Raw genomic sequence first — 24,580 nt, forward strand, 5'->3', positions numbered from 1 at the left:
CCGCAGGGCTCCGCAGCGGAAGCGGCTTACTTGTCGATGTCGCCGACGACGAAGAACATCGAGCCGAGTATCGCGATCATGTCGGCGACCAGGTTGCCGGGCAGCAGCTCCGCCAGCACCTGGATGTTGTTGAACGAGGCGGACCGCAGCTTCATCCGCCACGGCGTCTTCTCGCCCCGCGACACCAGGTAGTAGCCGTTGATGCCGAGCGGGTTCTCCGTCCAGGCGTAGGTGTGCCCCTCCGGCACCTTGAGGACCTTCGGGAGCCGCTGGTTGATGGGCCCGGGAGCCAGCTCGGCGAGCCTGTCCAGGCACGCGTCGGCGAGGTCCAGGGACGCGTACACCTGGTCCAGCAGGCATTCGAAGCGGGCCAGGCAGTCGCCCTCCTGGCGGGTGACCACCGGCACGTCGAGCTCCCCGTAGGCGAGGTACGGCTCGTCCCGGCGCAGGTCGAAATCGAGCCCGGACGCCCGCGCGATGGGGCCCGACACTCCGTACTGCAGGATCTGCTCCTGCGTGAGCACTCCGACGCCGCGTGTGCGCGCGCGGAAGATCTCGTTGCCCATGATGAGGTCGGCGATGTCGCTCATCCTCGAACGGACCTCTGAGACGGCCGTCCGCGCGCGCGCCGTCCAACCGGCGGGAAGCTCCTCCTTCAGGCCGCCTACACGGTTGAACATGTAATGCATGCGGCCACCGGACACCTCCTCCATCACCCGCTGCAGCGTCTCGCGCTCACGGAACGCATAGAAGATCGGCGTGATCGCGCCGACCTCCAGCGGATACGAGCCCAGGAACATGAGGTGGTTGAGGACGCGGTTGAGTTCGGCCAGCAGCGTCCTCGCCCACACCGCGCGGACCGGGACCTCCATGCCGAGCATCCGCTCGACCGCGAGGACCACGCCGAGCTCGTTGGAGAACGCCGACAGCCAGTCATGCCGGTTGGCCAGCACGATGATCTGCCTGAAGTCCCGTACCTCGAACAGCTTCTCGGCGCCCCGGTGCATGTAGCCGACGATGGGCTCGGCCGCCGAGATGCGCTCGCCGTCAAGGGTCAGCTTCAGCCGGAGCACGCCGTGCGTGGACGGGTGCTGGGGGCCGATGTTCAGCGTCATGTCCTCGGTGGCGAGCTCCTTGGCGCCCGCACCGATCCCGACGATCCGCTCGGTGGTCATGGTCGCGTCTCCGCCGCTCCGGTCACCGCTTCATGGTCCCATGGCGGGCGGCAGGCGTTATCCGGTTGACTAGGGGGTGATGAACCCGAGCCACGGCGAACCACCGTACGAGCCCGTCGCGCAGCCTGGATACCAGGACGCGGCGCACCCTCCCGCGCCGTCCGGCCCGGGACAGGGCGGCCATCCGCACGACCCCGCGGGCATGCCGCCGGGCCGACCCGACTTCACACCCGGTGCGGCCGGACAGGTGCCGCCCGGCGGCCACCCGCTGCAACCGGGCGCGCCCGGGGCGGTGCCCCCGACGTACGAGGCGGACCAGGCGTTCGCCCCCGGCGGCGGCCTGCAGTGGTCGACCATCTCCGCGCGGCACGCACCGCACAGGCTGTTCACGGCCGTGCTGTGGGCGGTCCCCATCGGCGCCGTAGGAGCCTTCGTGGTGTGGCGCAACGGGGGCGCGGTCGCCGCCGCCATGTGGATCGCGGCGGTGGTGCTGGTGACCGTTGTCACGTGGGTGATGGCGGAGCTCGACCGCCGCTCCTTCGGGTACGTCGAGCGCTCCGACGACCTCGTCGTGACCCACGGCGTGCTGGTCAAGCGGCTCATCGTCGTCCCCTACGGACGCATGCAGTTCGTGGACGTGACCGCTGGGCTCCTGGAGCGGTGGATGGGCATCGCCACGGTGCGCATGCACACGGCGGCCGCGGCGACAGATGCGGCCATTCCCGGGCTGCCCGCCATGGAGGCCGCGCGCCTGCGCGATCGGCTTGCCCAGAAGGGCGAGGCACGGAGCATGGGCCTGTGAACGGCCCTTACGGACCGCCTCCTGGCGGCCAAGGCGGCCCCTACGGGCAACCCGGTCCTTATGGGCCGCCCCCACCGGGCCCTTATGGGCCGCATCCGCCGGGGCCTTACGGGGCGCCTCGTCCTCCGTACGGTCCGCCTCCCGGCCCGTACGGCCAGCCCAGACCGCCTTATGGGCCTCCCCACGCGTACGGTCCGCCCCCGGGCTACCGGCCTCCGCCGCCACCGATCCGGTTCTCCGAGGGCACGCACCGGCTGCACTGGGCGACGGCGCCGCTGCGGGCGTTCATCTTCCTCATCATCTACTTCGTCCTGCTCGGCTTCCCGCTGCTGCTGACGCAGACGGGCCACGGTGTCACGCTGGAGCTCACGCCCGCCGTGGTGACGCGCTTCTTCGCGGTGTCCCTCCCCATGACGGGAATCGCGGTCGGCTCCGGCCTATGGACATGGCTGGCCCTGCGGTTCCGCATCGACGGCGACGATCTCGTGGTGGAGACGGGCCTGATCCGCAAGCGCAAGCGGCGCATCCCGCTCTCCCGCATCCAGGCCATCGACGTGGTCCGGCCGCTCGTGACGCGGGTGTTCTCCCTTGCGGAGGTCCGGGTCGAGCTCGCGGGCGGGGAGCAGAGCGAGATCGCGCTGCGCTACCTCGGACGCCACTCCGCCCAGCAACTGCGGGCCGAACTCCTCGCGCGCGCGGCGGGACTCCCGGGCCACACGCCCGAGGCGCCGGAACGCCACATGTGGCGCGTCCCCTTCGGGAACCTGCTCGCCTCCCTGCTGCTCCGGCTGCCCGTGCTCGGGACCGGGATCCTCTTCTTCGCGACCCTCGTCTTCCTCGTCGTGTACGCCGAGGGCGGCATCCTCGCGGTCACGCTGCCCATCGTGCTTGGCCTCATCCGGGCCGTCGTCGCACCGCTGGTGATGTACGCCAACTTCACCGTCGCGATGTCACCGGACGGGATACGGCTGCGGTACGGGCTTCTCGAGACGCGTATGCAGACACTTCCGCCCGGCCGCATCCAGGCCGTCAGCATCATCGAGCCCGCGATCTGGCGCAGGGTCGGATGGGCTCGCGTCGAGGTCACCGTGGCCGGCTATGCGGGGGAGCGGCAGGCGCTGTCCTCGACACTGCTCCCCATCGCGCCCAGGCACGTCGCCATGCACCTGGTCTCGCAGGTCTTCCCCGGCACGCACGTCGATGCGGTGCCGCTGGTCCCCGCCTCGTCGAAGGGCGTCGCGATCGACCGAGCGGACGGCGCCGGTGCCGACGACGTGGTCTTCGTGTCCCGGCACGGGTGGCCGTGCCGCCGCACGGACGTGATCGCCCACGCGCGCGCGCAGAGCGTCCGGCTCACCGTGAACCCAGTGCAGCGCATCTTCGGGCTGGCCACCGTCCACGTCGACGCGCCGCCGGGACTGGTCCAGGTGGCCGCCGCCGACCGGGAGCCCGGCGAGGCCCGCGCGATCGTCGAGTCGACGGCCCGCCGCGCGCAGGCCGCCCGCACCGCGGGTGGCGACACCGCCCACTGGGCCGCCCGCTGACCGACCGGTTATCCACAGAACGACGTTCACCTTTCCTGGCCCTTCGCCGCCGTCGAGCATGGGTGGCGGCCGCCGAGCGCGTCTCGGCGGCCCTCCGCCCGGATCGGGCGGAGCCGATCGGCGGATCAGGAGGTCAGCGTGAAGAGTTCGTGGACGCGCGCGGCGAACCCGGTGGGGAACGAGGTGTTGCCGTTGTGGCCGCCCGGGAACTCCTCGATCGGGCGCCCGAGCAGCGCCGCCAGTTCCACGGCGCACTGGTGGTTCCAGGCGTTCTTGGAGTCCTTACCGGCGGCCGGGATGATCCGCGTGTGCGCTGCGGCGGCCTCGACCTCCGCCGCGCCCAGCACGTCCACGCGGCACTGCGGGATGTCGTTGGCCAGGTAGTAGCCGAAGTTGGCCGCTCGCTCCTCGGTCATCGGAGCGGCGATGACCCCCGCCTCGGTCTCGATCCGGGCGGGATCGAGGCCGGTCAGCGCCGCCGCCAGCGGCACCGCCGCGCGCCAGCCGTCCGCCCGGTACGCGGCCTCGACCTCGCCGAGCCGGCGTTCGATGTCGGCGCGGTCGCGGGCCGACAGCAGGCCGGGGGTGGCGGGGTCGTGGGCGATGAGGGCGGAGATCTGCCCGGGGTGGGTCGCGGCCAGGTGCAGGCCGTACAGGGCTCCCAGGCTGCAGCCGAGCATGAGGGCCGGCTCGTCGGTCAGCGCGGAGAGCAGGTGGTGGACGTCCTCGGCGTGCACGGCGGGCGTCACCGGGATCGAGGGGTCGTCCACCTTCGTCCGTGAGAGGCCGCGGCGGTCGTAGGTGACGACGGTGTAGTGGGCGACGAGCCGGTCGACGAGGTCGGCGGTCCGGCGCGCGTCCCCCTCGCCGCTCTGCCCGATGACGAGGAGCGGGCCGTCGCCGCGGACCTCGTAGTACACCTCGGCGCCGGGCACCTGCAGCATCGCGGTCTTGGTCGCGTTCATTCCACGTCCTCTGGATCGGGGGTCTCACCGGCGATCGGTAAGTACATCTCTATAGATACATCAAAATAGATGCATCTGTCCAGATGTAAGTTGGGAGGTGTGAACGGAGTCGAACTGTTCCTGCTGGGCCGGACGCTGATGAAGATCGGCGAGGAGGCCATGCCCGCGCCGCGCGGCGGACCGGCGGGCGGCACCCGTGCCATCCTGATCGTGCTGAGCGACATCGTCGGCCATCCGGGCAGTGCCATCGGCGAGATCGCCGAGCGGACCGGGCTGCCGCAGAGCCAGGTCTCCACGGCCGTCGCGCGGCTCAGGAAGACCGGATCGGTGGTCGCCGAACCCGACCCGGACGATCGCCGGCGCTCGCTGGTCCGCAAGGCCGACGAGGACTCCGACCGCGTCGCCGAGGTGCGCTCCACCACCATCGACGCCGCCCTCACGGCGGCGCTCGACGGAAGCGACCACCTCGCCGAGGTGACGGACGCGCTCGCCGTCCTGGCCCGCCACCTGGGCCCTGAAAGCCTCACCCACCTCCGCACCCCCTGACCCCGCCCCGAGACGGCTTGGCTGCCTCCGGCCCCGGGGCCACTAGGGCCCTGCACCTGTTGGTTATGGGGGTGGGTGTGGGGGGTTGGGGTCGTATTGTCGGGTGATGAGTGATTTGGGGTACGACCCGTGGTCGGCGGGGTTCGTGGCGGATCCGTATCCGGTGTTCGCGGAGCTGCGGGCGGAACGGCCGGTGTTCTTCCACGAGCCGACCGGGCAGTGGGTGATCAGCCGGTACGAGGACGTCGACGCGCTGCTGCGCGACAGGCGGCTCGGGCGGTCCTACCTGCACGTGGGCGGGCACGAGGAGTTCGGGCAGGAGCCGGAGGCGGAGTTCCTCAAGCCGTTCTGGGACCTCATCCGGGCCGGGATGCTCGACGTCGAGCCGCCCACCCACACGCGGCTGCGGCGGCTGGTGTCCAAGGCGTTCACCGCGCGGATGGTCGAGGGGCTGCGGCCGACGATCCGGCGGCTGGCGGGGGAGCTGGCCGGGGCGCTCGCCGACGAGGGCGGCGGTGACCTGCTCGCCGACGTCGCGGAGCCGCTGCCGGTCAACGTGATCGCCGAGATGCTCGGCGTGCCCGTTGAGGACCGGCCGCTGCTGCGACCCTGGTCCGCCGACATCTGCGGCATGTACGAGCTGAACCCGCCGGAGGAGGTGCAGCGGACCGCCGTCCGGGCGGCGGTGGAGTTCTCCGACTACCTGCGGGAGCTGGCCCGGTCGCGGCGGAGCGAGCCGCGCGACGACCTGATCAGTGCCCTCGCCCAGGTGGCGGACGAGGGCGACCGGCTGACCGAGGACGAGCTGATCGGCACCTGTGTCCTGCTGCTCAACGCGGGCCACGAGGCGACGGTCAACGCGACCGGCAACGGATGGTGGACGCTGTTCCGCAACCCCGGCGAGCTGGAGCGGCTCCGCAGTGACGAGCTGCTCGTCCCCACGGCCGTCGAGGAACTGCTGCGGTACGACACTCCGGCGCCGATGTTCGAGCGGTGGGTGCTTGAGGACATCACCGTGTCGGGCGTGGACATTCCGCGCGGCGCCGAGGTCGCGTTGCAGTTCGCCTCCGCCAACCGGGATCCCGAAGTGTTCGCCGATCCGGATCGGCTAGATCTCGGTCGCGACCCGAATCCGCACATCACGTTCGGCCTCGGCATCCACTACTGCCTCGGCGCCCCGCTTGCGCGGATCGAGCTGGCGGAGTCGTTGTCGGCGCTGCTTCGGATGGCTCCGGGCCTTCGGCTGGTCTCCGAGCCGGAATGGAAGCCCGGCTTCGTGCTGCGCGGGTTGCAGGCCCTTCGCGTCCAGTGCTGAGTCGTCGCGGTCAGGACCTGGCCGGTCTCCATGCGGTCGCGGTCATGGCGAGCAGGAGGGCGGTCAGGGTCAGCCAGTAGCCGGTGTCTTGGACGTTCGGCGGCGGGTCGGCCAGCGCGGACGCCGCGCCCGGCAGGACGTAGAGCGCCGCCGCCAAGGCCCAGCGCGGGCTGCGGGCGGCGGCGGTGGCCCACACGCCGATCAGTAGGAGGACGGCCTCCGTACCGGCTCGGAACAGCTGCCACGTCTCGCCGTACTCCCGGATACCGGGCGCGTGGGCAAGGACGACGGCGGCGGCCGGGATCGCCAGCCACCACCATGGGCGGCTGCGCAGCTTCGGGCGCCCTAGGAGGAGCGCTACGGCGCCGATGGCGAGCATCCCGTAGGGGGCCAGTGAGACCCAGTTGACGTAGGCCGGGCCGAGGAAGGCGGTTGTTGACGCTCCGAACAGCATGGCCCGGCCGGTTGAGAGTGCCACGAGTAGGGCCAGCGGTACTGCCAGGGGGACCCAGCCGCGTAGCAACGTGATGACGAGTGCTGTGGAAACAGCCAGCCACCAGACGGATGTGTGGTCGGCGATGCAGTACGACAGGTTCGCCAGGGACAACGTCAGGAGCCCCAGGTGGATGCCGTCCGCCCACCATGGCGAGGTACTTGCTGCGGCCTGACGGAAGCGGGCTATGAAGCCCGCCGTCATCAGGCCGGCAGTCTCCCGTGGTGAGGGGGTACGGCGCGGCGGCCCGTCCAAGAGTGTGCCAAGCATCTCGGCGCCGTACTCGTTGCGGTGGCCGGGCGGGAAGGCCCGAAGGCACAGGCGGTACCAGGTCTCGGTGAACGTCCCGCTCATGCCGGCGCGATCCCGGCCGCCGGGGAAGTCCGGTCCATGACGACTCGGGCGGCCTGCTCCATGCGCGCCGCCTCCTGTGTGACGGCCCGGCGGCCGTCCTCGGTCAGCCGGTAGTAGCGGCGCGGGCGGCCCTGGACGGTCTCCTCGCTGTCCACGGCGATCAGTGCGTCGCCGGCCAGCCGGTCGAGCGCGCCGTAGAGCGTGCCGACCGCGAGCCGGACGCGCCCGCCGGACAGCTCGTCGGCCCGCTTGATGATCCCGTAGCCGTGCGACGGCCCGTCGAGGAGCGCGGCCAGCACGAAGTACGTGGGCTCGCTCATCGACGGTGATCGTTTCGCCATGCGGGCGACCATATATCGGCCGACGAAGTATGGGAAGGGTGTTCGCCGAGGATCAGGGCGTGGTCAGGGAGGACAGGGACGGCGGCAGCGGGGTGTCCACGGCCTGCGCGAGCCACCCGAAACCGCCCAGGCCGGACGGGTCGGTGAGCTCGGCGTCCTCGCCGGCGCGGCAGAGCGCGGCGACGTATCCGCGCGGGTCGCTGTGGGCCATCGCCAGGGGCGGGCGGGCACCGGACAGGCCCAGCGCGAGGAGGGCGGCGCGCTGGGTGGTGAGGAGCGTGGACGTGGCACCGGCCCGCTCGCCCGCGGTGGTGCAGGCGTCGAGGGCCACATGCGCCGTCACGTCGCACGAGCCGTCCGGGACGGCCGGGACGGTGGCGCCGTCGCGGTAGCCGGTGAGGGTGCCGCACGGGGGCCGCGAGTCGCGGGCGTGCGAGTAGTCGACCGCGATCGCGAGGCCCCGGTCGAGACGTCCGACCACCGACGCCCATGCGGCGCAGCGCGGGTGGCCGATCTCGGCGCGGTCGCCTGGTTCGCGGAGCGGCCACCAGAGGTCCAGCCAGTCGCGGTCCTCGGCGGACGGCTCGGCGCCGGGTCGCTCGCTGCCGCTGGACGGGTCGACGAGCACGGTGCGGACGCCGTCCGCGGTGTGCTCGACGACGTCGAGGGGGACGTTGTCGAGCCATTCGTTGGCGACGGCGAGACCGGTGATGCGGTCGGGGAGGTCGGCGCGCCAGGTGACGGACGCCGGAATGTCGGAGGGGCGTGGTGCTATTTCCACGGCCGTGGGGACGAGGCGGGAGGTGATGCCGGACGGGAGGCTCGCGAGGATGTTGATCAGCAGCCGGCCCGAGCCGGCGCCGATGTCGACGAGGTCGAGCCGGGCGGGGTGGCCGAGGGCGGTGTCGACGTCGACGAGGAGCCGGGCGATCGCGGTGGCGAAGCGCGGTGAGGCGTGCACCGAGGTGCGGAAATGCGCGGCGGGGCGTTCCCCTCGCCGGTAGAACCCGCCCTCCCCGTACAGCGCCCGCTCCATCGCGGTGCGCCATGTCATCCACTCGGTAACCAACGCCGCCACGTCCGTGACGTTACCGTGCGGCGGCGCCCCGGCCGTCCCGTCCGCCGCGAGACCATCCCTGCGGCGGAGAGCGGTCCGACCTGCGGCTGATCCCGTGCTGACCTGCGCGTACGTACGCTGTGCGCATGGTCGGGAGGTTCTGGGACTGGCTGCGCGGCAGGAAACCGCTGGTCGACGCCTTTTTCGCGGCCCCGCTGGTGCTGGTGTCCCTGCCCGCGTGGCTGGGGGACGCGCAGGCGGTGCCGAGGCTGGAGTACTTCGCGCTGACGGTCGGGCTCGTCGCGCCGCTGGTGATGCGGCGGACGTTCCCGCGGACGGTCTTCGCCGTGGTGGCGCTGATCAGCTGCGTCCAGTGCCTCGTCGGTACGGTCCCCATCCCGGCGAACATGGCGGTGCTGATGGGCGTGTACACGGTCGCGGCCGGCTTCCCGTTCCGCTGGGGGCTGGCGGCGGCTTTGACGGCCGAGGTGGGCGCGGGCATGGCGGCGGTGCGGTACGCCTCGGGCACCGACGGCCAGCGGTCGACATTGCTGATGCTGTCGGTGCTGGTGGCGGGCGTGTGGATCCTCGGGCTGCACATCCGGACGCGGCGCGCCTACCTGAGTTCGCTGGAGGAGCGGGCGGCGCGGCTCGAGCAGGAGCGCGACGCCGAGGTGAAGATGGCGATGGCGGCGGAGCGGGCCCGGATCGCCCGGGAGCTGCACGACGTGGTGGCGCACAACGTCAGCGTGATCGTCGTCCAGGCGGACGGCGCGTCCTTCGCGATCGACACGGACGTCGCGCGGGCCCGGAAGGCGCTGGAAGCGATCTCGCAGACGGGCCGCCACGCGCTGGCGGAGATGCGGCGGCTGCTCGGGGTGCTGCGGGAGAGCGACGACGCGGGGGCGTACGCGCCGCAGCCGGGCGTGGCGGAGCTGGACGACCTGGTCGAGCAGGTGCGGTCCTCGGGGCTGCCGGTGACGTACGAGGTCGCGGGTTCGCCCCCGGACATGTCGGAGGGCCGGCAGCTGACGGTGTTCCGGATCGTGCAGGAGGCGCTGACCAACACCCTCAAGCACGGCGGGCCGCGCGTGGCGGCGACGGTCCGGCTTCGGTACGCGGGTGACGCGGTCGAGGTCCGGGTGCACGACGACGGTCGGGGCGCGGCGGCGGCCGGTGACGGGCGCGGTCACGGGCTCGTGGGGATGCGCGAGCGCGCGGCGGTGTACGGCGGGAGCGTGCGCGCCGCGCCGCGTCCGGGCGGCGGTTTCGAGGTGGTCGCGCGAATCCCGACCGGCGAGGCCGCGTGACCCGGCGCCGCCTCCCGGCCGCCGTGTCCGCGGCCGAGCACGCGCGAACCACGAGGCAGCGGCGGTGTTGTTTGGGGCCGGGGCGTGCGGGTGGGAGCGTAGGGCGTGGAGGGCGGGCGCCTGGTATGTCGATGGGGCCGTTCGCGGCCGGGGCCGCTGCGGGCCGGCGATCAGAGCGCCGCGGCGGAGGTTAAGAGGAGGCCTGATGGAGATGGACGACGAGCTGGACACCGGGCCGATCCGGGTCGTGCTGGTGGACGACCAGGAGCTGGTGCGGGCCGGTTTCACGATGGTGCTGGACGCGCAGCCCGACATCGAGGTGGTGGGCGAGGCGGGGGACGGGCAGCAGGCCCTCGACCTGCTGCGGACGACGGCCGCGGACGTGGTGCTGATGGACGTGCGGATGCCGCGGATGGACGGCATCGAGGCGACGCGGCGGGTGGTGTCCGGGGAGTGGGGCGGGGCCGGCGCCGGCGGGGCGGCCCCCGACGGCGGTCCCAAGGTGATCATCCTGACGACGTTCGACCTGGACGAGTACGCGTTCGCGGCGATCAAGGCGGGCGCGGGCGGCTTCCTGCTGAAGGACGCGGGGCCGGCGCAGCTGATCGAGGCGATCAAGGCGGTGCACTCGGGGGACGCGGTGGTGGCGCCGAGCACCACCAAGCGGCTGCTCGACCGGTTCGCGCTGCACCTGCCGGACAGCGAGGAGCGGGCGAGCGGGGCGCTGGACAGCCTGACCGAGCGGGAGGGCGAGGTGCTGCGGCTGGTGGCGCGGGGGATGTCGAACGCGGAGATCGCCGCGCGGCTGTTCGTGTCGGAGGCGACCGTGAAGACGCACATGGGCCGGATCCTGATGAAGCTGGGGCTCCGGGACCGGGTGCAGGCGGTCGTGTTCGCCTATGAGACAGGTCTGGTCAAAAGCGGTCAGAGCGGTGACGCTTGGTAAGTCCATGATCACCTACTGGTGATCAATTGCCGCCGAGCTGAGCCGCATCGGCGACGTAGCTGAACGTAGCGGGGTATCTACTGTACGCGACGCCCTCTGAGGGCGGCTTCGAAAAATTCGCTTTCGGGCCGTCGGCCCGGTACGGGAGGACTCTCGTGTTCAACAAGCTCGTCGCCACCGGCATCGTCGGTTTCGCGATGGTCGGTTCGGCCCTGGGCGCGGCGCCCGCGTACGCCGGTGGCTGGGACCACGGCCACCACGGCAAGGACCACGGCAAGGGCCACGGCCAGTTCAACGGCAACCACACCAGCGGGAACTTCTCGATCCTGGGTGGCAACCAGATCAACGTCCCGATCTCGGTTCCGGTCGACGTCTGCGGCAACGCGGTCGGTGCGGTTCTCGGCATCGCGGCCGCGCACTGCAAGGGCGGCGCGTCCGTTCACAACGGCTGATCCGTCCACGGCGACTGATCCGTCCACAGCGGCCGATCCGTCCGCAACGGCCGATCCGCCGCGCCGGGCGTGGGAAGCGGCCCGGTGGCGAATGCGCCGGAGGCCTCGCAGGGGGCTTCCGGCGCGTTCGCGGGGATCGCCGGTTCGCTCGCGCGCGATCCGGCGAGGAGACAGGCCGGGAAAAGCAGGCATATCGGCTACGCTTTGTAACGGCGTGATCACTTGTTGGCGACTATTTGCCGTCATGCTGGACCGCTCTATTGGCTTACCGCAGAGTAGCTGGGTAACTACCGTACGCGACGCCCTCTAGAGGGCGGCTTCCGAAATATTCGCTTCGGGCCCTCGGCCCGGTACGGGAGGACTCTCGTGTTCAAGAAGCTCGCCGCCACCGGCATCCTCGGTTTCGCGGTCGCCGGTTCTGTCCTGGCCGCAGCGCCCGCGTACGCCGGTGGCTGGGACCACGGCCACGGCAAGGACCACGGCCACGGCCACGGCCAGTTCAACGGCAACCACACCAGCGGCAACTTCTCCATCCTGGGTGGCAACCAGATCAACGCCCCGATCTCGATCCCGATCGACGTGTGCGGCAACGCCGTCGCCGTGATCGGCATCGCGGGCGCCGGCTGCAAGGGCGGCGCGTCCGTCCACAACGGCTGATCTGCCGCGCCGGGCGCGCAACGGCCCGGCACTGAGGCGCCGGAGGTCCCACGGGGGCCTCCGGCGCCTTCATGTCCGCGGTGGACGTGCCCTTGATGATCGGATGCGCTGGTCGGGGCGGACATTCCGGGGGGCCGGCGGTGGCGAGGCGGGTCGGGCGGCCGCGGCGGGTCGGCGGCCAGGCTGACGGATTCGTACGTCTCAGGTCGTACGGCGCGCGCGCCCGGGCAGCCGGAAGGCTGACCCGGAGCGGAGCCGCTCGGCCGATGGCAGCGGGGCCGCGGATTCCTAGCGTTGATCACGGTCGTATCCGTCCATGAAGGAGTCACCGTGACCAGCACGTTCACCAGCCCGTCCGGGGGAGCGCCCCATGCCGCGGCGCCGCCGGCGGTCGCCGCCACCGGGGTGTCCAAGGTGTACGGGTCGGGTGATGCGGCCGTGCGGGCGCTGCACGAGGTCAGCGTCGGGTTCGCGCGCGGCGCGTTCACCGCGATCATGGGCCCGTCCGGGTCCGGGAAGTCGACGCTGATGCACTGCCTGGCCGGGCTGGACACGGTCACCGCCGGGCGGATCGTGCTGGGCGACGCGGAGATCACCGGGATGGGCGACCGGCAGCTGACGATGCTGCGCCGCGACCGGGTCGGGTTCGTCTTCCAGGCGTTCAACCTGCTGCCGACGCTCACCGCCGAGCAGAACATCCTGCTGCCGCTGGAGCTGGCGGGACGCAAGCCGGACCGGGCCTGGCTCGACCAGGTCGTCGACGTGGTGGGGCTGCGGGACCGGCTGGGGCACCGGCCGTCGGAGCTGTCGGGCGGCCAGCAGCAGCGGGTCGCGTGCGCGCGCGCCCTCGTCGCCCGCCCCGAGGTGATCTTCGCGGACGAGCCGACCGGCAACCTGGACTCGCGGGCGGGCGCGGAGGTGCTGGGGTTCCTGCGCGCCTCGGTCCGCGAGATGGGGCGGACGATCGTGATGGTGACGCACGACCCGGTGGCGGCGTCCTACGCCGACCGGGTGGTGTTCCTGCGCGACGGCGTGATCACGTCCGAGCTGCTGCGGCCGACCCCGGACGCGGTGCTGGACCGGCTGAAGAGCCTGGGGGCCTGACCCGATGCTGAGGACGACGCTGGCGGGCCTGCGGGCCCACAAGCTGCGCCTGCTGCTGACGGCGGTGGCCATCACCCTCGGCGTGGGCTTCATCTCCGGCACGTTCGTGCTGACCGACACGATGAACCAGGGCGTCGCGCGGACGTTCGCGCGGTCGGCCGACAAGGTCGACGTCGCGGTCCAGCCCGACGGCGGGTCGGGCGCCGGCCTGAAGGACGAGCCCGGCATCCCGCTGGACGTCCTGCCCCGCGTCAAGGCGGTGCCCGGCGTGACGCAGGCGCTCGGCACGGTGCGCGGGGACGCGGCGCTGGTCGGCAAGGACGGCAAGACCGTCGGCGACCTCCCGACCGTCGGGATCTCGGTGCCGTCCGGGAGGCTGCTGCGCTACGACGTCACCAAGGGCCGGACGCCGGCGGGCGCGTCGGAGGCCGTGCTCGGCAAGGACCTCGCGGACCGGTCGGGCTACAAGGTCGGCGACGCGGTCACGGTCCTGGACCACGCGAACCGTCCGCACCGCTTCACCGTCGTGGGGCTGGTCGACTTCGGCATCGACGAGGAGGCGGGCGCCCGGGGCGGCGTTGGCTTCGACGGCGCGACCGCCCTGGCGATGACGGGCGAGAAGAAGTACAAGGAGATCGACGTCCTCGGCGGGAGCAAGCCGGCCGTGAAGGCGGCGGTCGGCGGCGAGTACGAGGTCTACACCGGCAAGGAGCTGGGGAAGCGGCTCGCGGACGCGGCGGGCGCCCAGACCGAGATCATCCAGGCCGGGCTGCTGATCTTCGGGCTGGTCGCGATGCTGGTCTCCGCGCTGGTCATCTACAACACGTTCTCGATCCTGATCGCGCAGCGGATGCGGGAGATGGCGCTGCTGCGCTGCGTCGGCGCGACCCGCCGGCAGGTGTTCGGCGGCGTGGTCGTCGAGGCGTTCGCGGTCGGGCTCGCCGGGTCGCTGCTCGGCATCCTCGCGGGGGCCGGGCTCGGCGCCGGAGCGATCGCGGTCATCTCCGGGCTGACCGACAAGGTGCGGATGGACGGGCTCGCCCTGTCGGCCCGGACGATCGCCATCGGCCTCGCGGTGGGCGTGGCCGTGACCGTGCTGTCCGCGCTGCTGCCGGCCCGGTCGGCGACGCGCGTCGCGCCGGTCGCGGCGCTGCGCTCGGAGCTGGAGCCGGGCGCCGGGCGGTTCCGGCTCGGCCCGGTCCGGACGGTCCTGGCCGCGCTGCTCGGCCTGGCCGGCCTCGGGCTCGGCGTCATGGGGTCAGTGACGATGGAGAAGGGCGAGATCGCGATGTACACGGTCGCGCTCGCCGGGGCCGTGTTCTTCCTCGCCGTGGTGACCGCGATGCCCGCGCTGGTGCGTCCGCTCGGACGGCTCGCCGGGGCCGTCCCGTCCCGGCTCGGCGGGGTCCCGGCGCGACTCGCGGTGGAGAACGCGCGCCGGTCCCCGCGCCGCACCGCCACCACGACGATCGCGCTGACCGTCGGCATCGGGCTGATGTGCCTGTTCGCCGTCGTCGCGGCGAGCAGCAAGGCGACGTCGTCGCAGAAGCTCGCCGAGCAGTACCCGGCGGAGTTCCAGGTGCAGACGCGGACCGGCGACGGCGGCGGACGGGCCCCGCAGGGGCTCACCGAGGCGCTCCAGAAGCGGCCGGAGTTCTCCGACGTGTTCGAGTTGCTGGCCAAGGACGCCAAGGTCGACGGCAAGGGGACCAACGTCGCGAGCCTGACCGGGACGGCGCTCGGGACCGTCCTCAAGCCGAAGATCGTGCACGGGCCGGCGTCCGCGCTGACGGCGGGCGGGCTGAAGCCGGGCACGGGGATCGTGGAGGAGGGGGTCGCGAAGGCGCACGGGATGAGCGTCGGGCAGACGGTGCGGGTCAGGACCGCGCACGGCACCGCCCCCGTGAAGATCACCGCGGTGTTCAGCACGCCGGCGACCACCCTCGGCGCGCTGCTCGTCCCCGAAGCCGACTTCGCCCGCTACTTCGCCTCGCCCGACGACTCGGCGATCTACATCAAGGACAAGGACGGAATCTCGGCCGACGCCGCGCGCAAGGCCGTCGAGGCGGCCGCGCGCCCCTACCCGGCCGCGAAGGTGTACTCGTCCGCCGAGTTCGAGAAGAGCGTGAGCGACGCCATCGACATGATGCTGATGATCTTCGGCGGGCTGCTCGGCCTGGCGATCGTCATCGCGCTGTTCGGCATCGCCAACACGCTGACGCTGTCGGTGGTGGAGCGGACCCGCGAGTCGGCGCTGCTGCGCGCCCTGGGCCTCACCCGCCGCCAGCTGCGCCGGATGCTCTCGGTGGAGGCGCTGGTCATGGCGGTGATCGGCGCGTTCACCGGGGTCGTGCTCGGAGTGGCGTTCGGCTGGGCGGCGACCAACGCGATGGAGGACGGCGCGAGCTTCGCGCTGCCGTACCTGCAGGTGGCGGGGTTCGTGGTGCTGGCGGGCGCGGCCGGCGTGCTCGCCGCGGTGATGCCCGCGCGCCGGGCGGCCAGGGCGTCGATCGTGGAGTCCCTCGCGCACGACTGACCCGGCCGCAGATTGTGCACGGAATGTGACGAGCGCCCGGATTCGGAGAGTCACCGAATCCGGGCGCGTCGCGTGGCGGACGATCCTCCGCCCCGCCGCGGGGACGGCGTTGCGGCGGGGCGGAGGTGCCGCGGGAATCGCCCTAGGGGCGGCCGGGCAGGGTCCGGCCCCGGGCCGCCGGGCGGCCCCGCGGTCGCGTCACCTCGTCACCAGCGGTGCCCGATCCAGCCGCCGGCGCCGCTGTGGTTGTGCCCGTTGTACACGTGGTTGCCGTTGCAGCCGGTCCCGGACTGGCTTCCGACGGAGACCGAGCCGCAGGTCACGCCGTAACCGCCGACGATCATGACGTTCGTCGTGTTGCCCACGGCGGTGTTGTGGTTGTAGGTGTCGGCGTTGGCCGGAGCGGCGGCGAAGGCCGTCCCCGCGAGGGTCGCGACGACCGCACCGGTCTTGAGGGCTGTCCTGATCAAAGTCTGCTCCATCTCGTCGGGGGCGGAGCGCCCTGGTCATTGCTTGCCATTCACCTTGCGTGACGACGTCGTCACAGACATGGTTACGCCGCGCTTCCGGGTCGCCGCAAGGGTTCACGATCCGTCACCCGCGAACTGTGACCGTCCCGCCGACACGGACGTTACGACGGGTAGCCGGACCGTCACCGATGTGTGATGGTGTTCGCGGCGCCCGTGCCGTCAGGGCGTCCGCGAATCGCCGGAAGACCCACCGGAACGCGCGCCGGCGGCCCGCGGGTACGCTGGGCGCGCACGTCCGGTACCTACCTCGAGGACTGGAACGAACAGATGGACCCATTCACGCCTGACTCCGCCGCGCCCGGAGACGGGCCGGCGGCCGGGGAGCCGCGGCCCGAGGACCGGCCCGCCCGGCTCGCGGTCGGCGTCGTCGGCGCGGGACGCGTCGGCACGGCGCTCGGCGCGGCCCTCGCCCGCGCCGGCCACCGCGTGGTCGCCGCCGCGGCGGTCTCCGACCGGTCGCGCGAGCGGGTGGCGGAGCGGCTGCCCGGCGCCGAGGTCGCCACCCCGCAGGAGGTGGTCGCGGCCGCCGACCTGGTGCTGCTGACCGTCCCCGACGACGCGCTGGCCGAACTCGCCGCCGGGCTGGTGTCGGCGGGCGTCCCCGTCACCGGCAAGCTGGTCATGCACACCAGCGGGCGGTACGGGTCCGCCGTCCTGGACCCGCTGACCCGCGCCGGGGCGCTGCCGCTCGCACTGCACCCGGTCATGACGTTCACCGGACGCCCCGACGACGTGAACCGGCTCACCGGCATCTCGTTCGGCGTCACCGCGCCCGAACCGCTGCGCCCGGTCGCCGAGGCCCTCGCCGTGGAGATGGGCGGCGAGCCGGTGTGGATCACCGAGGAGCGCCGCCCGCTGTACCACGCGGCGCTCGCCGGCGGCGCGAACCACCTGGTCACGCTGGTCGTCGAGGCGATGGACCTGCTGCGGGCGGCGGGCGTCGGCGAGCCCGGCCGGATGCTCGGCCCGCTGCTCGGCGCCTCCCTCGACAACGCGCTGCGGCTCGGCATCGACGGCCTGACCGGCCCGGTCGCGCGCGGCGACGCCGGCACGGTCGCGGGCCACGTCGCCGAACTCGGCAAGGTCTCGCCGGAGAGCCGCCGCGCCTACATCGCGCTGGCCCGCCTCACCGCCGACCGCGCGCTCGGCGCGGGACTCCTCAAACCCGAGGCCGCCGAGCGCCTCCTCGAAGCGCTGGCCGACTGACGGCCGCCGCCCACGCATGCCGATGGACCGGCCGCCGGGCCACCGGCGAGGAACCACCAGGACGACCAGGGAGGATCAGTGAGCGAGCCGGAGGACGCGTCGTGACGCCCGTCATCGCCGCGACGCGCGAGGAACTGGCCGCCGCCCGTTCCGCGGCGGAGGGCGCGCTGGCGCTCGTCCCGACGATGGGGGCGCTGCACGAGGGGCACCGGTCCCTGATCCGCGAGGCGCGGCGCCGCGCGGACGCGGTGGCGGTGAGCATCTTCGTCAACCCGCTGCAGTTCGGCCCGAACGAGGACTTCGACCGCTACCCCCGGACGTTCGAGGACGACGTCGCGGCCTGCGCGGCCGAGGGCGCGGACATCGTGTTCGCGCCGTCCCGCGAGGTCATGTACCCGGGGGAACCCGAGGTCACGGTCAAGTCGGGCCCGATGGGCGAGCGGGTGGAGGGCGCCGCGCGCCCCGGCCACTTCGACGGAATGCTCACGGTCGTCCTGAAGTTGTTGAACCTGGTGCGTCCGGACGTGGCCGTCTTCGGGCAGAAGGACGCGCAGCAGCTCGCGATGATCCGCCGGATGGTCGCGGACCTGAACGTGCCGGTCGAGATCGTCGGCGCGCCGACCGTCCGGGAGCAGGACGGGCTGGCCCTGTCGAGCCGGAACCGGTACCTGTCCGAGGACGAGCGGCGCACCGCGCTCGCCCTGTCCCGCGCGCTGTACGCGGGCGTGGACGCGGCGGACGAGGGCCCGGACGCCGTGACCGGCGCCGCGGGCGCCGTGCTCGACAAGGCGGCCGCGGCCGACCCGCCGCTCGACCTCGACTACCTCGTGCTCGTCGACCCGGCCACGTTCTTGCAGGTCACGACCGGCTACACCGGTCCGGCCGTGCTCGCCGTCGCGGGCCGCGTCGGCGCCACCCACCTGATCGACAACCTGCCCCTCCAGCTCGTCACCCCGAAGGAGCGCTGATGTTCCGGACGATGTTCAAGTCGAAGATCCACCGCGCCACGGTCACCCAGGCGGACCTGCACTACGTGGGCTCGCTCACCCTCGACCAGGACCTGATGGACGCCGCGGACCTGCTGCCCGGCGAGCAGGTCCACATCGTGGACATCGACAACGGCGCCCGCCTGGAGACCTACCTGATCGCGGGCGAGCGCGGCTCCGGCGTGATCGGGATCAACGGGGCGGCGGCCCGCCTGGTGCAGCCCGGCGACCTGGTGATCATCATCGCGTACGCGCAGATGACCGACGCCGAGGCGCGCGAGTTCGAGCCGCGCGTGGTGCACGTCGACCGGTCGAACGACATCGTCTCGCTGGGGTCGGACCCGGCCGAGCCGGTCCCCGGCGGCGACGGCGTCCGCGGCGACCTCGTGGCGCGGTAGGAGCGGCAGAAGCACGGTCAGGGCGGCCGCGCATCCCCCGGGCGGGGTGCGCGGTCGTCCTGCCATCTGGGGTTCTACCCCGAAACCGGGGGTCGGGCATTCGGGTCCGGCGGGGATAATGTCACAATGACGAGAACCGAACCCCGAGGAGGGCTCATGATCCCTTCCGTTCTCGACGCCCCCGCCCCCGGCTGGACGGCCGACGCCGACGTCGTCGTCATCGGCTCCGGCATCGCCGGCCTGGTCGCGGCGCTGCGCTGCCGCCCGCACGGGCGCGTCCTGCTCGTCACCAAGGCGCTGCTCGACGCCGGCTCCACCCGCTGGGCGCAGGGCGGCATCGCCTCCGCCCTGGACCCCGACGACACCCCCGGCGAGCACCTCGCCGACACCCTCACCGCCGGCGTCGGCCTCTGCGACGAGGCCGCCGTCCGCGTGCTCGTCACCGAGGGCCCGGACGCCGTCCGCGGCCTCATCGCGCTCGGCGCCGCGTTCGACCGCGCCGCCGACGGCGAGATCTCGCTCACCCGCGAGGGCGGCCACCACCGCCGCCGCATCGCGCACGCCGGCGGCGACGCCACCGGCGCGGAGATCAGCCGCGCGCTGCTCGCCGAGCTGAAGGACTCCGGCGTCGAGGTCATCGAGCACGCCCTCGTCCTCGACCTGCTCAAGGACGCCGCCGGGCGCGCCGCCGGCGTCACCCTGCACGTGATGGGCGAGGGGCAGCCGAACGGCGTCGGCGCCGTCCGCGCCCGCGCCGTCGTGCTCGCCACCGGCGGCCTCGGCCAGGTGTTCTCCGCCACCACCAACCCCGAGGTGTCGACCGGCGACGGCGTCGCGCTCGCGCTGCGCGCCGGCGCCGCCGTCGCCGACCTGGAGTTCGTCCAGTTCCACCCGACCCCGCTGTGGCTCGGCGAGGGCGCGCGCGGGCAGCAGCCGCTGATCTCCGAGGCCGTCCGCGGGGAGGGCGCGCACCTGGTCGACCGCTCCGGCGAGCGGTTCATGGTCGGCCGCCACGAGCTCGCCGAACTCGCCCCGCGCGACGTCGTCACCAAGGGGATCACGAACCGGATGCGGGAGACCGGCGAGCCCTGCATGCTGCTGGACGGCCGGCACTTCGGCGCGGCGATGTGGGAGAAGCGGTTCCCGACCATCCTGGCGGTGTGCCGGCACCACGGCATCGACCCGGTGACCGAGCCGATCCCGGTCCTCCCCGCGGCGCACTACTCCAGCGGCGGTGTCCGCACCGACCTGTACGGGCGCACGTCCGTCCCCGGCCTGTACGCGTGCGGCGAGGTCGCCTGCACGGGCGTGCACGGCGCGAACCGGCTGGCGTCCAACTCCCTCCTGGAGGGCCTGGTCTTCGCCGGCCGCATCGCCATCGCCCTCACCGACGACCTGGCCGCCGCCGACTTCGCCGGTACCACCGAGCCGCCTGGCCTGGCCACCTCGCCCGACGCGCTGCAGACCGGTGGGCTGGTCGATCCGGGGGCGCGCGGAGAGGTCCAGCGGATCATGACGTCCCACGTCGGTGTCCTGCGGGGCGCCGAAGGACTCGACACGGCGGCGCGGGAGCTGGCCGCGCTTCCGCACGGCGGCGCGGAGCCCGGGGTGGAGGCGTGGGAGGCCACGAACCTGCACACGGTGGCGTCCGCCATCGTCGCCGCGGCCCGGCTGCGCGAGGAGACGCGCGGCAGCCACTGGCGGCAGGACTTCCCGGAACGGTCCGACGCGGGCTGGCACGGGCATCTGGTCACGCGGCTGGCGGGGAACGTCCTGACGACGGCATACGAACCTCTGGAAGGGGACGACCAGTGACACCCGAACTGTCGCAGAAGCTCACCGAGGCGGGGCTTGATCCACAGGATGTGGAAAACCTCGTCCGGGCGGCGCTGGACGAGGACGGCCCGGTCGACGTGACCAGCGAGCCGATCTTCGCACCGGACGACGTCTCCACCGGGGACTTCCGGGCCCGCGAGGAGGGCGTCGTCGCCGGGATCCCGGTGGCAGCGGTCGTTTTCGAGCTGCTGGACGTGGCGTACGGGGCGAAGGCCGCCGACGGCGACCGGGTCGTCCCCGGCCAGGTCCTGATCTCGGTCGAGGGGCCGACGCGGGCCGTGCTGCGCGCCGAGCGGACGGCCCTGAACCTGCTCACGCACCTGTCCGGGATCGCGACCGCCGCGCGGCGCTGGACGGACGCGATGGAGGGCACCAAGGCGAAGGTCCGCGACACCCGCAAGACGCTGCCGGGCCTGCGCGCGCTGCAGAAGTACGCCGTGGCCTGCGGCGGCGGCGTCAACCACCGGATGGGCCTGCACGATTCAGCGCTCATCAAGGACAACCACGTCGCGGCGGCCGGGAGCGTCACCAAGGCCTACGAGGCGATCCGCGCGGTGTACCCGTCGCTGCACGTCCAGGTCGAGTGCGACACCCTTGACCAGGTCGAAGAGGCGCTGGCGGTGGGCGCGGAGAGCATCCTGCTGGACAACATGACCGACGCCGAGACGGCCGAGGCGGTGCGGCTCGTCGCGGGCCGGGCGGAGCTGGAGGCCAGCGGTGGGCTTACCCTGGAGCGGGCCCGAGACGTCGCCGTGACCGGGGTGGACTACCTTGCCGTCGGTGCGCTGACGCACTCGGCGCGCGTGTTCGACATCGGCCTTGACTTCTCCTGACCAGCGGGGACCGGATGCTGCTCACCATCGACGTCGGTAACACCCACACCGTCCTCGGGCTGTTCGAGGGCGATGAGGTCATCGAGCACTGGAGGATCAACACCGATCCGCGGCGCACCGCCGACGAGATCGCGGTGGTCCTGCAGGGCCTGGTCCAGCAGAGCCCGCTGCTGGCCGAGACCGACATCAGCGGCATCGCGCTGTGCTCCACGGTCCCGTCCGTCCTGCACGAGATGCGGGAGATGTGCCGCCGCTACTACGGCGACGTATCGGCGGTGATCGTGGAGCCGGGCGTCAAGACCGGCGTCCCCGTCCGGATGGACAACCCCAAGGAGGTCGGGGCCGACCGGATCGTGAACGCGCTGGCCGCCGTGCACACGCACGGCGGCCCGGCGATCGTGGTCGACTTCGGCACCGCGACGACGTTCGACGCCGTCTCGGCGAAGGGCGAGTACGTCGGCGGCGCGATCGCCCCCGGCATCGAGATCTCGATCGACGCGCTGTCCTCGCGCGGCGCCCAGCTGCACAAGATCGAGCTGGTCCGGCCGCGCAGCGTGATCGCCAAGAACACGGTGGAGGCGCTGCAGTCCGGGATCATCTTCGGCTTCGCCGGGCAGGTGGACGGCATCGTCGAGCGGATGTCGGAGGAGCTCGTCGAGGACCCCGACGAGGTGACCGTGATCGCGACCGGCGGCCTCGCGCCGCTGGTGCTGGAGGAGTCGCGCAGCATCGACGTGTTCGAGCCGTGGCTCACCCTGATCGGGCTCCGGCTCATCTACCAGCGGAACACTCCGTGACGTCGGGACGCGTCCCGACGTCCGGGCCCGCCGCGCGTGCGGCGGGCGCCTGGCGGGAGACGTAGGCGAGGCACCCGGCGGCCAGCACCGCCATGGCGGTCAGGACGGCGCCGAGCGGCACCGCCTTGGCCAGGACGGTCAGCAGCAGCGGGGCGAACATCCCGACATAGACCAGCGCGTACGCGACGGCGGTGAGGCCCGCCAGCTCCTCCGGCGCGGCGATCCGCGCGACCTCGCCGAGCCCGTAGGTCAGCACGAACCCGTACCCGGCGCCGAGCACGACGGCCGTCACCGCGTTGAGGACGGGCAGGCCGGCGGCGATGGTCAGCGCGGCGAGCAGCAGCCCGCAGGTGATCGCGCCGAGCCCGGCGCGGGCGACGAGCCGCGGATGCCGCGCCTCCAGCCGCCGGGCGACGGGTTGCGCGGCCATGCCGGACGCGAGCGTGAGGCCGGTGATGGCGCCCGCGTAGGCGATCGGCAGGTGGTGGACGGGGACGAGCGCGGGCAGCAGCGCGAACGCGCTGACGGGCGCGGCGAACGTCCAGACGGCGACCGGCGCGATCGTCCGGCGGAACGCGGGATTGCGCACGCCCGACAGGGCGAACCGCCGCCGTGCCGCGCCGCCCGCGCCGCCCGCGCCGCCCGGGGGGCTCGGGACGCGGGTCTCCGGCACGCGGAACGCGGGCGGGACGGTCAGCAGCATGATCAGCAGGTGCGGCAGGTACGCGGTGACGAGCGGGTGCGGCGCCCACTGCGCGACCAGCGCGGACGCGAGCGGGCCGGCGCCGAAGCCCGCCGAGACGGCGAGCGCGGTCATCCGGGTCCCCGAGACGGGGGTCAGCTCCTTCACCCACGCGGTGCCCGCGGCGAGGACCGCGCCCGTCACGACCCCCGCCAGCAGGCGGCCGGCGTACAGCAGCCACGGGGCGCCGACGCCCGCCATCAGCACCAGCGTGACCAGGGCGGACAGGCATGCGAACGGCAGCGCGATCCGGCGCCTGCCGTACCGGTCGGACGCGGGCCCGCCGAGGACGAGCCCGGGCACGAGGCCGAGCGCGTACACGCCGAACATGGCCTGCGCGCCGCCGGAGCCGAGGTGCAGCCGGTCGGTGTAGAGGCCGAGCAGCGACGCGAACTGGTTGGCCCCCCAGCCGACGCCGAACATGATCGATGCGACCGGGAGCCAGCGGGCGCCGCCGGGCGGGACGGGTGACGCGATTGCCATGATCCCTGTCTAGAACGTCCCAGGGCGCCGGACTTCACCGCTTCGCGAATCGTGAACGGCCTCGGCGGCGGAGGATCCGCGGCCCGTGTGATGCTGGTCGCGATGCGGGGCATCGCCCGCTTCGCCGGAGGTGACCGGGCGGGCCGCCGGTTACCGTGACGGGCATGGAACTGCGGGAGCTGGCCTCCTTCCTCGCGGTCGTCGAGGAAGGGCGGTTCGCGCGGGCCGCGGCCCGGCTGTTCCTGTCGCCGCCCGCGGTCACCGCGCACGTCCAGCGGCTCGAGCGGGAGCTCGGCGTCCGGCTGCTGGAACGGTCCCCGCTGCGGCTCACCGAGGCGGGGGAGCGGTTCGTCCCGCACGCCCGCGCGGCGCTCGCGGCCGTGAACGCCGCCGCCGACGCGGTCACCGACCTGCGCGCCGACGAGGAGCCGCCATTGCGCGTCGGCGTGATGGGGCACGGCTCGGCCGAGCTGACCCCCGCGATCGTCCGAGCGTTCCGGCAGGCCCGCCCTGGCACCCGGCTGACGATCCTGCCGCTGGACTTCACCGAGCACGTGTCCGCGCTGGTCGAACGCAAGGCGGACGTGGCGTTCGTCCGCCCGGCGCCGGACGACGACCGGATCGAGACCGACGTGCTCACCACCGAGCCGCGCATCGTCGGCGTCCCCGCGGACGGCCCGTTCGCCGAGGCCGGGGCGCTGCGCCTCGCCGACGTCCTCGACCTGCCGATCGTCGCCGTCCCCGACGTCACGCCGAGCGTGTTCACCGACTACCTCTACTTCACCGCGGCGGTGAACGGCGAGCGCGGGCGGCGCGGCCCCGACGTGGCGCGCAACCCGCAGGACGTGCTGCTGAGCATCGCCGCCGGGCGCGGCGTCGGGTCCGCGCTGCGGTCGTTCGCCCGCTTCTACCCGTGGCCGGGCGTCCGGTACGTCCCGATCCTGGACGCGCCGTGGGACAGCAGCGTGCTCGCGACGCGCCGCGGCGACCCCGACCCGCGGGTGCGCGCGTTCCGTGCGATCGCCGCCGCGCTCGCCCGCGACCTCGGCCCGGTGGTGTCCGCCGGCGCGCGGTCCGGCCTGCGCGATCATCCGGAACTCGTTCGCGGGGGCCTCGGCGGGCTGGATAGCCTTGAGCCGTGAGTGACGAGACCCTCGATGACCTTCCGGAGC

24 protein-coding genes are annotated in these 24,580 nt (G+C 73.0%); 17 read left to right on the forward strand and 7 right to left on the reverse strand.

The annotated features are described in order from the left end of the window. Window positions 1-26 precede the first annotated feature (26 nt). A complete protein-coding gene (locus tag J4709_RS22590) occupies window positions 27-1,175 on the reverse strand; it encodes an NADH-quinone oxidoreductase subunit D (RefSeq protein ID WP_208243783.1) in 1,149 nt (382 codons plus the stop codon). Between the two features lie 79 nt (window positions 1,176-1,254). Here J4709_RS22590 and J4709_RS22595 point away from each other — a divergent pair, with 79 nt between their 5' ends. Then, complete coding sequence (locus J4709_RS22595) at window positions 1,255-1,977, forward strand: PH domain-containing protein (protein WP_232383917.1); 723 nt, start codon at window positions 1,255-1,257, stop codon at window positions 1,975-1,977. After that, entirely contained in the window at window positions 1,974-3,521 is a 1,548-nt protein-coding gene (locus tag J4709_RS22600; RefSeq protein WP_208243784.1) for a PH domain-containing protein, read from the forward strand. The genes J4709_RS22595 and J4709_RS22600 overlap by 4 nt, the downstream gene beginning before the upstream one ends. 125 nt (window positions 3,522-3,646) lie before the next feature. Here J4709_RS22600 and J4709_RS22605 read toward each other — a convergent pair whose 3' ends face one another. Beyond that, the gene (locus J4709_RS22605) at window positions 3,647-4,486 is read right to left on the reverse strand and encodes an alpha/beta fold hydrolase (RefSeq protein WP_208243785.1); all 840 of its coding nucleotides are present in this window, start codon (window positions 4,484-4,486) and stop codon (window positions 3,647-3,649) included. Between the two features lie 99 nt (window positions 4,487-4,585). Here J4709_RS22605 and J4709_RS22610 point away from each other — a divergent pair, with 99 nt between their 5' ends. Both J4709_RS22610 and J4709_RS22615 read left to right on the forward strand, forming a co-directional pair. Continuing rightward, the gene (locus J4709_RS22610) at window positions 4,586-5,032 is read left to right on the forward strand and encodes a MarR family transcriptional regulator (RefSeq protein WP_208243786.1); all 447 of its coding nucleotides are present in this window, start codon (window positions 4,586-4,588) and stop codon (window positions 5,030-5,032) included. 106 nt (window positions 5,033-5,138) lie between these two features. Next, window positions 5,139-6,347, forward strand: coding sequence for a cytochrome P450 (locus J4709_RS22615; RefSeq protein WP_208243787.1), 1,209 nt, complete (start codon window positions 5,139-5,141; stop codon window positions 6,345-6,347). Between the two features lie 10 nt (window positions 6,348-6,357). Here J4709_RS22615 and J4709_RS22620 read toward each other — a convergent pair whose 3' ends face one another. From J4709_RS22620 to J4709_RS22630, 3 genes are read right to left on the reverse strand one after another with little or no spacing between them, the layout of a single operon-like run. After that, a complete protein-coding gene (locus J4709_RS22620) occupies window positions 6,358-7,194 on the reverse strand; it encodes a hypothetical protein (RefSeq protein ID WP_208243788.1) in 837 nt (278 codons plus the stop codon). Next, window positions 7,191-7,535 (reverse strand): PadR family transcriptional regulator, encoded by a 345-nt coding sequence (locus tag J4709_RS22625; RefSeq protein WP_232383918.1) that lies wholly within the window; start codon window positions 7,533-7,535, stop codon window positions 7,191-7,193. Before J4709_RS22625 ends, J4709_RS22620 begins: the two co-directional genes overlap by 4 nt. Window positions 7,536-7,587: 52 nt before the next feature. After that, the gene (locus J4709_RS22630; protein WP_307801440.1) at window positions 7,588-8,613 is read right to left on the reverse strand and encodes an SAM-dependent methyltransferase; all 1,026 of its coding nucleotides are present in this window, start codon (window positions 8,611-8,613) and stop codon (window positions 7,588-7,590) included. Window positions 8,614-8,738: 125 nt separating this feature from the next. Here J4709_RS22630 and J4709_RS22635 point away from each other — a divergent pair, with 125 nt between their 5' ends. The 6 genes from J4709_RS22635 (at window position 8,739) to J4709_RS22660 (ending at window position 15,597) form a co-directional block, all read left to right on the forward strand. Then, window positions 8,739-9,902 (forward strand): sensor histidine kinase, encoded by a 1,164-nt coding sequence (locus J4709_RS22635; protein WP_208243790.1) that lies wholly within the window; start codon window positions 8,739-8,741, stop codon window positions 9,900-9,902. A 205-nt stretch (window positions 9,903-10,107) separates the two neighbouring features. Beyond that, window positions 10,108-10,848, forward strand: a complete 741-nt coding sequence (locus tag J4709_RS22640) for a response regulator transcription factor (RefSeq protein WP_232383919.1) — start codon at window positions 10,108-10,110, stop codon at window positions 10,846-10,848. 155 nt (window positions 10,849-11,003) lie between these two features. Next, window positions 11,004-11,300, forward strand: a complete 297-nt coding sequence (locus tag J4709_RS22645; RefSeq protein ID WP_307801441.1) for a chaplin family protein — start codon at window positions 11,004-11,006, stop codon at window positions 11,298-11,300. A gap of 366 nt (window positions 11,301-11,666) precedes the next feature. After that, complete coding sequence (locus J4709_RS22650; RefSeq protein ID WP_208243791.1) at window positions 11,667-11,957, forward strand: chaplin family protein; 291 nt, start codon at window positions 11,667-11,669, stop codon at window positions 11,955-11,957. A 330-nt stretch (window positions 11,958-12,287) separates the two neighbouring features. Then, on the forward strand, window positions 12,288-13,061 hold the full coding sequence (locus tag J4709_RS22655) for an ABC transporter ATP-binding protein (RefSeq protein ID WP_208243792.1): 774 nt from the start codon (window positions 12,288-12,290) through the stop codon (window positions 13,059-13,061). 4 nt (window positions 13,062-13,065) lie between these two features. After that, window positions 13,066-15,597, forward strand: coding sequence for an ABC transporter permease (locus tag J4709_RS22660; RefSeq protein WP_208243793.1), 2,532 nt, complete (start codon window positions 13,066-13,068; stop codon window positions 15,595-15,597). Window positions 15,598-15,803: 206 nt separating this feature from the next. On the opposite strand, the gene J4709_RS22665 is transcribed toward J4709_RS22660, so the two are convergent. After that, complete coding sequence (locus J4709_RS22665; protein ID WP_173096885.1) at window positions 15,804-16,067, reverse strand: hypothetical protein; 264 nt, start codon at window positions 16,065-16,067, stop codon at window positions 15,804-15,806. 327 nt (window positions 16,068-16,394) lie between these two features. Here J4709_RS22665 and J4709_RS22670 point away from each other — a divergent pair, with 327 nt between their 5' ends. The 6 genes from J4709_RS22670 to J4709_RS22695 all read left to right on the forward strand — a co-directional run bounded on the left by J4709_RS22670 (window position 16,395) and on the right by J4709_RS22695 (window position 22,183). Further along, window positions 16,395-17,333 carry a Rossmann-like and DUF2520 domain-containing protein gene (locus tag J4709_RS22670; protein ID WP_208243794.1) on the forward strand — a complete coding sequence of 313 codons (939 nt, stop codon included), beginning with the start codon at window positions 16,395-16,397 and terminating at the stop codon, window positions 17,331-17,333. A gap of 101 nt (window positions 17,334-17,434) precedes the next feature. After that, window positions 17,435-18,301: a pantoate--beta-alanine ligase gene (panC, locus tag J4709_RS22675; protein WP_208243795.1), complete on the forward strand. Its 867-nt coding sequence runs from the start codon at window positions 17,435-17,437 to the stop codon at window positions 18,299-18,301. Beyond that, window positions 18,301-18,717, forward strand: coding sequence for an aspartate 1-decarboxylase (gene panD / locus J4709_RS22680; protein WP_208243796.1), 417 nt, complete (start codon window positions 18,301-18,303; stop codon window positions 18,715-18,717). Before panC ends, panD begins: the two co-directional genes overlap by 1 nt. 156 nt (window positions 18,718-18,873) lie before the next feature. Continuing rightward, window positions 18,874-20,532: an L-aspartate oxidase gene (locus tag J4709_RS22685; protein WP_208243797.1), complete on the forward strand. Its 1,659-nt coding sequence runs from the start codon at window positions 18,874-18,876 to the stop codon at window positions 20,530-20,532. Continuing rightward, complete coding sequence (nadC, locus tag J4709_RS56160; RefSeq protein ID WP_208243798.1) at window positions 20,529-21,386, forward strand: carboxylating nicotinate-nucleotide diphosphorylase; 858 nt, start codon at window positions 20,529-20,531, stop codon at window positions 21,384-21,386. The genes J4709_RS22685 and nadC overlap by 4 nt, the downstream gene beginning before the upstream one ends. A gap of 14 nt (window positions 21,387-21,400) precedes the next feature. Beyond that, window positions 21,401-22,183 carry a type III pantothenate kinase gene (locus J4709_RS22695; RefSeq protein ID WP_208243799.1) on the forward strand — a complete coding sequence of 261 codons (783 nt, stop codon included), beginning with the start codon at window positions 21,401-21,403 and terminating at the stop codon, window positions 22,181-22,183. Here the strand turns inward: J4709_RS22695 and J4709_RS22700 are convergent. Continuing rightward, window positions 22,158-23,408, reverse strand: coding sequence for an MFS transporter (locus tag J4709_RS22700; protein ID WP_208243800.1), 1,251 nt, complete (start codon window positions 23,406-23,408; stop codon window positions 22,158-22,160). The genes J4709_RS22695 and J4709_RS22700 overlap by 26 nt on opposite strands. Before the next feature lie 164 nt (window positions 23,409-23,572). Here J4709_RS22700 and J4709_RS22705 point away from each other — a divergent pair, with 164 nt between their 5' ends. Beyond that, a complete protein-coding gene (locus J4709_RS22705) occupies window positions 23,573-24,550 on the forward strand; it encodes a LysR family transcriptional regulator (protein WP_208243801.1) in 978 nt (325 codons plus the stop codon). Window positions 24,551-24,580 lie beyond the last annotated feature (30 nt).

Source organism: Actinomadura violacea, assembly GCF_017573465.1.
Taxonomy (GTDB): Bacteria; Actinomycetota; Actinomycetes; order Streptosporangiales; family Streptosporangiaceae; genus Spirillospora; species Spirillospora violacea.

Excerpts from the sequence above, each read along its gene's own strand:
- J4709_RS22705 (WP_208243801.1), top strand. The coding sequence starts at position 23,573 with ATGGAACTGCGGGAGCTGGCCTCCTTCCTCGCGGTCGTCGAGGAAGGG.
- J4709_RS22625 (WP_232383918.1), bottom strand. The coding sequence starts at position 7,535 with ATGGCGAAACGATCACCGTCGATGAGCGAGCCCACGTACTTCGTGCTG.
- J4709_RS22695 (WP_208243799.1), top strand. The coding sequence starts at position 21,401 with ATGCTGCTCACCATCGACGTCGGTAACACCCACACCGTCCTCGGGCTG.
- J4709_RS22660 (WP_208243793.1), top strand. The coding sequence starts at position 13,066 with ATGCTGAGGACGACGCTGGCGGGCCTGCGGGCCCACAAGCTGCGCCTG.
- J4709_RS22685 (WP_208243797.1), top strand. The coding sequence starts at position 18,874 with ATGATCCCTTCCGTTCTCGACGCCCCCGCCCCCGGCTGGACGGCCGAC.
- J4709_RS22595 (WP_232383917.1), top strand. The coding sequence starts at position 1,255 with ATGAACCCGAGCCACGGCGAACCACCGTACGAGCCCGTCGCGCAGCCT.
- J4709_RS22615 (WP_208243787.1), top strand. The coding sequence starts at position 5,139 with ATGAGTGATTTGGGGTACGACCCGTGGTCGGCGGGGTTCGTGGCGGAT.
- J4709_RS22620 (WP_208243788.1), bottom strand. The coding sequence starts at position 7,194 with ATGAGCGGGACGTTCACCGAGACCTGGTACCGCCTGTGCCTTCGGGCC.
- J4709_RS22700 (WP_208243800.1), bottom strand. The coding sequence starts at position 23,408 with ATGGCAATCGCGTCACCCGTCCCGCCCGGCGGCGCCCGCTGGCTCCCG.
- panD (WP_208243796.1), top strand. The coding sequence starts at position 18,301 with ATGTTCCGGACGATGTTCAAGTCGAAGATCCACCGCGCCACGGTCACC.
- J4709_RS22640 (WP_232383919.1), top strand. The coding sequence starts at position 10,108 with ATGGAGATGGACGACGAGCTGGACACCGGGCCGATCCGGGTCGTGCTG.
- J4709_RS22590 (WP_208243783.1), bottom strand. The coding sequence starts at position 1,175 with ATGACCACCGAGCGGATCGTCGGGATCGGTGCGGGCGCCAAGGAGCTC.
- J4709_RS22670 (WP_208243794.1), top strand. The coding sequence starts at position 16,395 with ATGGACCCATTCACGCCTGACTCCGCCGCGCCCGGAGACGGGCCGGCG.
- J4709_RS22635 (WP_208243790.1), top strand. The coding sequence starts at position 8,739 with ATGGTCGGGAGGTTCTGGGACTGGCTGCGCGGCAGGAAACCGCTGGTC.
- J4709_RS22605 (WP_208243785.1), bottom strand. The coding sequence starts at position 4,486 with ATGAACGCGACCAAGACCGCGATGCTGCAGGTGCCCGGCGCCGAGGTG.